Origin of the sequence: Rothia sp. HMSC076D04 (assembly GCF_001814645.1) — a bacterium.
In the GTDB taxonomy this organism is placed as follows: domain Bacteria; phylum Actinomycetota; class Actinomycetes; order Actinomycetales; family Micrococcaceae; genus Rothia; species Rothia mucilaginosa.
The window spans coordinates 120,951-126,737 of record NZ_KV817369.1; the positions used below are offsets into that span (position 1 = coordinate 120,951).

At 58.9% G+C, this 5,787-nt stretch carries 4 protein-coding genes and 1 tRNA gene; 4 read left to right on the forward strand and 1 reads right to left on the reverse strand.

All coding sequences use genetic code 11. The features are described from left to right. Positions 1-613 precede the first annotated feature (613 nt). Positions 614-1,153 (reverse strand): hypothetical protein, encoded by a 540-nt coding sequence (locus tag HMPREF2980_RS04985; RefSeq protein ID WP_070593902.1) that lies wholly within the window; start codon positions 1,151-1,153, stop codon positions 614-616. Between the two features lie 461 nt (positions 1,154-1,614). On the opposite strand from HMPREF2980_RS04985, the gene HMPREF2980_RS04990 reads away from it, so the two are divergent. The 4 genes from HMPREF2980_RS04990 to HMPREF2980_RS05005 all read left to right on the forward strand — a co-directional run bounded on the left by HMPREF2980_RS04990 (position 1,615) and on the right by HMPREF2980_RS05005 (position 5,496). Continuing rightward, positions 1,615-3,417, forward strand: a complete 1,803-nt coding sequence (locus tag HMPREF2980_RS04990; RefSeq protein WP_070690475.1) for an acetolactate synthase large subunit — start codon at positions 1,615-1,617, stop codon at positions 3,415-3,417. Further along, complete coding sequence (gene ilvN / locus HMPREF2980_RS04995; protein ID WP_070593899.1) at positions 3,417-3,917, forward strand: acetolactate synthase small subunit; 501 nt, start codon at positions 3,417-3,419, stop codon at positions 3,915-3,917. The genes HMPREF2980_RS04990 and ilvN overlap by 1 nt, the downstream gene beginning before the upstream one ends. A 265-nt stretch (positions 3,918-4,182) precedes the next feature. Then, the gene (gene ilvC, locus HMPREF2980_RS05000; protein WP_005505530.1) at positions 4,183-5,211 is read left to right on the forward strand and encodes a ketol-acid reductoisomerase; all 1,029 of its coding nucleotides are present in this window, start codon (positions 4,183-4,185) and stop codon (positions 5,209-5,211) included. A 212-nt stretch (positions 5,212-5,423) separates the two neighbouring features. After that, positions 5,424-5,496, forward strand: a tRNA-Lys gene (locus tag HMPREF2980_RS05005). Positions 5,497-5,787 lie beyond the last annotated feature (291 nt).

A 5,787-nucleotide genomic window follows, 5' to 3' on the forward strand; every position in this document is an offset into this window, starting at 1 on the left:
TTCTTCGGAATCGGCGGGATTTTTGCGTTCCCCTGTGAGTACAGTTTTGAGGGGGTATAGATATTTCCCCTTGCTCCTGATGTGAGTGCTTGGAAGACGGTATTCGCCCTCGTTCCTACAGGGGACCCGTCCTCGCTTCGCTTCGGACACCCTGATGTCACTACGGGCGATACCGTCTTTCCTCGCTTGGTTACCTGATGCTGCGGCAGGGGATATATGCGCCTCTGCGCGTATTGGTATTCGGGGTGCGCTGCGGTCCTGCCGGGGTTGCGGTAGATACGCGGGGGTTTCGTGTGCGCCCCGTGCCTAGTGAACTGTGGCGGGGGAGGCTGTCGCCTTTAAGCCTGCTACCTGGTGGTTGGTGTTTTGCGTGTGGGGCGGGGGAGGGCTGTCGCCCTTTTAGCCTGCTGCTTGATGGTTAGCCTGGTGCGCGCCGAGGCGTCGGTGCCGTCCGTAGCGACATCAGGGTGCCCGAAGCGAAGCGAGGGCGGGTGCCCCTGTAGGAGCGAGGACGTGTACCGCCCCTCAAGCAGGCAATATAGCTGGGTGTAGGTACAGGAAAGCCCGCCGCAACCCAAAAGTCGCAGCGGGCAATCATTTCGAAAAGTCTCTATTACAGGACCGGCCAAATCCGCGTCACAAACTCACGGAAATCCTCCACATCCTTACCCTGCTCCAACAGGCCAGTACCAAGGTGAGTCGCAACCTCAGCATTATCCTCAAACGACAAATAAAACGAGCTGCCATTCACCGACTCAAGCGTCACCGCATCATCACCCACACGATACGCATGCAGAGCATTCGTATTATCAATCGTCGTCGCCGTACCCGCAGGCGTCAATGCCGGCAAATTCACCGGAGCAATAATCACCTCATCAGGCGCATCCTGATAACCCACAATGAAATGCTGCTGATCAGGAGACTGATGCAACGCCAAATCAGGATTACGGTAAACCGCACGGCCCGTCGCATACACCAAATTGTATGCACCGTAATTAATAATCTGCTCGTCAAAAACCGGGTGCAGAACCCGAATGAGTTCCTCACCCGTCAAAAACTCGCTACTCTCAACAGAGTTACGGGGGTCGATAACCTCTGCGTACTTACTTGCTTCGGTCAGCTCATCAGCGACCGTGATAATCGGTTCGGTCATAGCATCAGTCTACCGGGGCAACCAACGAAGGTCACGAGTATTCGCACATATTACGCGCCATGACGTCCAAAAATGCGAGTTTTTCTCACCTGTTCAAATGAACACGTGGGAATGTGTAAACAAGTGCAATGTGTCCACATCATGAAAGAAAGTATCCGACCTGCGCCTTTATGAACAAAAACGGGTGTGTTGCCCGATAGAGATTTGACTCACCCCCTCTTGGGGCGCACCATAGAAGGGTGAAGACAGCAATGTTCCAGCGAATTCTAAACCTTGTCGACGTCGCCTAGGGCGAGTGGCAGGGTCTATTCACTGCGACTGAGCGCCCCTACCGCTACCACCAACAGCGAGGGGCATTTTTTATAGCTTGGTACCCCCGGGCATAGGATGCGTGAGGATCACACAAACCCCACGCAGAACATTGAGTACAACGAAGAACCATTAAGACACGAGGCATTTCCATGACCATGGGATTTTCCACTTCTGATGACGCGGCAAACGCTCCCGCAGAACGCATGACCGGTTCTCAGGCAATCGTCCGCACCCTCGAAGACCTGGGTGTGACTGACGTATTCGGCCTGCCTGGTGGAGCCATTCTGCCGACCTATGACCCCCTGTACGATTCCAAGAAGGTCCGCCACATCCTGGTCCGCCACGAGCAGGGTGCAGGCCACGCCGCTCAGGGCTACGCAGTGTCCAGCGGCAAGACCGGCGTGTGCATTGCAACCTCCGGCCCCGGCGCAACCAACCTGCTGACCGCAATCGCAGACGCAAACATGGACTCCATCCCCCTGGTTGCAATCACCGGCCAGGTGTCCACCAAGCTGCTGGGCTCTGACGCATTCCAGGAAGCTGACATCGTCGGCATGGCAATGCCCATCTCCAAGCACTCCTTCATGATCACCGACCCGCAGGACATCCCCCGCGCGCTCGCAGCAGCATTCCACATCGCATCCACCGGCCGCCCCGGCCCCGTGCTCGTGGACGTCACCAAGGACGCACAGGTCGGCATGATGGAATACCGCGGCATTCCTGAGGACCTGGAGCTGCGCGGCTACACCCCCGTCACCCGCGGTCACTCCAAGCAGATCCACGAAGCAGCTAAGTTCATCACCGAATCCAAGCGCCCCGTCTTCTACGTCGGCGGTGGCCTGGTCCGCGCAGGTGCTTCCGAAGAGTTCCACAAGCTGGCTAAGCTCATCGGCGCACCCGTCGTCACCACCCTCAACGCAATCGGCGCGTTCCCCGACTCTGACCCCCAGAACCTCGGCATGCCCGGCATGCACGGCACCGTCCCCGCCGTCGCCGCAATGCAGAAGTCTGACCTGCTGATTACCCTCGGCGCACGCTTTGACGACCGCGTCACCGGTAAGCTCGACTCCTTCGCACCCGAGGCTAAGGTCATCCACATTGACGTTGACCCGGCAGAAATCTCGAAGATCCGCTTCGCAGACGTGCCGATCGTCGGCGACCTCAAGTACGTCCTGCCCGAGCTGACCGACCTGCTCTCCACCGAGTTCGCAGACCAGTTGCCGAACCTCACCGAGTGGTGGAACGAGCTGAACGTCATCCGCAAGGATTACCCGCTCGGCTACGAGAAGCCCACCGACGGCCTCGGCTCGCCCGAGTACGTTCTCGAGCGCATCAGCGCCCTCACCGGCCCCGACGCATACTATGTCACCGGCGTTGGCCAGCACCAGATGTGGGGTGCACACTACATCCAGCAGGAAAGCCCCCGCCACTTCATCAGCTCCGCAGGCCTCGGCACCATGGGCTACGGCGTACCCGCCGGCATGGGTGCAAAGGTCGCACACCCCGACTCCACCGTCTGGGTCATCGACGGTGACGGCTGCTTCCAGATGACCAACCAGGAACTGGTCACCTGCGCACAGAACAACATCCCCATCAAGGTTGCCATCATCAACAACTCCTCCCTCGGCATGGTGCGCCAGTGGCAGACTCTGTTCTACAACGAGCGCTACTCCAACACCGACCTGAAGGACGGCCACGGCACCGTACGCATCCCCGACTTCGTCAAGCTCGGCGAAGCATACGGCTGCGCAACCTTCCGCTGCGAACGCGACGAAGACGTGGACGCAACCATCAAGGCTGCCCTCGAAATCAACGACCGCCCCGTGGTCATTGACTTCACCGTCAGCCCCCACGCCCTGGTCTGGCCCATGGTCCCGGCAGGCGTATCTAATGACAAGATTTGGATTGCGAAGAACACTTCGCCTGAGTTCGATCGTGAGGGAGAGAACTAATGTCTCAGCACACTCTGTCCGTTCTGGTAGAAGATAAGCCGGGCGTTCTCACCCGCGTCTCCGGTCTGTTCTCCCGCCGACTGTTCAACATCCTCTCCCTGGCTGTGGGCCCCACCGAAAACCCCGGTGTTTCCCGCATCACCGTCGTGACCGAGGGTGACGCCCACACCATCGAGCAGATCACCAAGCAGCTGAACAAGCTTGTTCACGTGCTGAAGGTCGTCGAGCTTCCCGCCGACTCCTCCACCCAGCGCGACCACATCCTGATCAAGGTCAAGGCAGACCCCGTAGTCCGCCTGCAGATTGTTCAGGCAGCCGACCTGTTCCGCGCATCCGTGATCGACGTTTCCCCCGAGTCCCTTGTCATCGAGGCAACCGGCTCCCAGGAGAAGCTCAACGCACTGCTGGATGTTCTGGAGCCTTACGGTGTTCGTGAAATTGTTCGCGCAGGCACCATCGGCCTGGCACGTGGCCCGCGCGCTATGAGCGAGCGCATCTAGCACAAAATACCTGACGCTACATTCCCGTAGCAGTTCTCCCGCCCGCACAACCGAAACACACGTATTCGCAGTGCGGGCGGGGGAGCGCCAGATATGGTAAACCCCGGTACAGTAAACCCCTGTACCCCCGACCATGCAGGGCACAAATACTTCCAGCCAAAATCTGAGAAGTACTCTCGTAAACCTGCACCCCAAAAGCTATCAAGTAGAATAGTCAATGTTGAGCCCAGCCTGGGCCGCATACCAAACTTACTGAGGAGAAGAAATGGCAGCAACCATTTTCTACAACGACGACGCAGACCTCTCCCTGATCCAGGGTCGCACCGTAGCAGTTATCGGCTACGGCTCCCAGGGCCACGCACACGCACTGAACCTGCGTGACTCCGGCGTGAAGGTCATCGTCGGTCTGTCCGAGGGCTCCAAGTCCCGCGCCAAGGCTGAGGCAGAAGGCCTGCGCGTCGCAACCGTTGCAGAAGCAGCAGCAGAAGCAGACGTCATCATGATCCTGACCCCGGACCAGGTCCAGGCAAAGGTCTACGCAGAGAGCATCGAGCCGAACCTCAAGCCCGGCAACGCACTGTTCTTCGCACACGGCTTCAACATCCGCTTCGGCTACATCACCGCACCCGAGGGTGTCGACGTGGCAATGGTCGCCCCCAAGGGCCCCGGCCACACCGTCCGCCGCGAATACGAAGCAGGCCGCGGCGTTCCCGCCCTGGTTGCAGTCGAGAAGGACGCATCCGGCGAAGCACTCGCACTGGCACTGTCCTACGCAAAGGCACTGGGTGCAACCCGCGCAGGCGTCATTAAGACCACCTTCACCGAAGAGACCGAATCCGACCTGTTCGGTGAGCAGGCAGTCCTCTGCGGCTCCACCTCCCAGCTCGTCCAGTACGGCTTCGAGGTTCTGACCGAAGCTGGCTACCAGCCCGAGATTGCTTACTTCGAGGTCCTGCACGAGCTCAAGCTCATCGTTGACCTGATGATCGAGGGCGGCATCGCTAAGCAGCGTTGGTCCATCTCCGACACCGCAGAGTACGGCGACTACGTCTCCGGCCCCCGCGTGATCTCCCCCGAGGTCAAGGAAAACATGAAGGCTGTCCTGGCAGACATCCAGAACGGCAACTTCGCAAAGCGCTTCATGGAAGACCAGGCCGCAGGCGCACCCGAGTTCAAGGAACTGCGCGCAAAGGGCGAGGCACACCCCATCGAGGCAACCGGCCGCAAGCTGCGCGAGCTGTTCTCCTGGAACACCGCTGACGACGACTACACCGAGGGTTCGGTGGCTCGCTAAGCGGTAGCTCAGCAATAGCTTTCTAAGAATCCGGCGTTCCACCTCTCACCCCACACGGGGGAGGGGGTGGGCGCCGGATTCTTGCTGTTTCAAGCTGAACAGCAGCACTCAACAGGTATGTGATGCAGTTCATACTCAATCGAGTTGCGGGCACCCAAAGAATGCCGTATAGTATTTACTTGTTGCGAGGGAAACCCGCAAAAACAAAATAAGCGCCTCTAGCTCAATTGGCAGAGCAATTGACTCTTAATCAATGGGTTCTGGGTTCGAGTCCCAGGGGGCGCACTTCAAAGAAAATCCCGCTGATTCTTCGGAATCGGCGGGGTTTTTGCGTTCCCCTTGAAATACAGTTTTGAGGGCTGGGGTGTAGATATTTCCTCTTGCTCTGGTGTTCGATGCTTGGAAGACGGTATTCGCCCTCGTTCCTACAGGGGTGGGGTGGGTGGGTACCTCGCGTCTCCCAAGACTACGGTGTGCGCTACATGTTTCCTCCGCGCCTACGCAGGGGCACCCGTCACCGGACGCTCCGTTCCTCCTTGCTTCGCTGCGGAGAGCGTCCGTGTGACACCCTGAGGG

Coding starts and splice junctions, on each gene's coding strand:
- HMPREF2980_RS04985 (WP_070593902.1), bottom strand. CDS start 1,153: ATGACCGAACCGATTATCACGGTCGCTGATGAGCTGACCGAAGCAAGT.
- HMPREF2980_RS04990 (WP_070690475.1), top strand. CDS start 1,615: ATGACCATGGGATTTTCCACTTCTGATGACGCGGCAAACGCTCCCGCA.
- ilvN (WP_070593899.1), top strand. CDS start 3,417: ATGTCTCAGCACACTCTGTCCGTTCTGGTAGAAGATAAGCCGGGCGTT.
- ilvC (WP_005505530.1), top strand. CDS start 4,183: ATGGCAGCAACCATTTTCTACAACGACGACGCAGACCTCTCCCTGATC.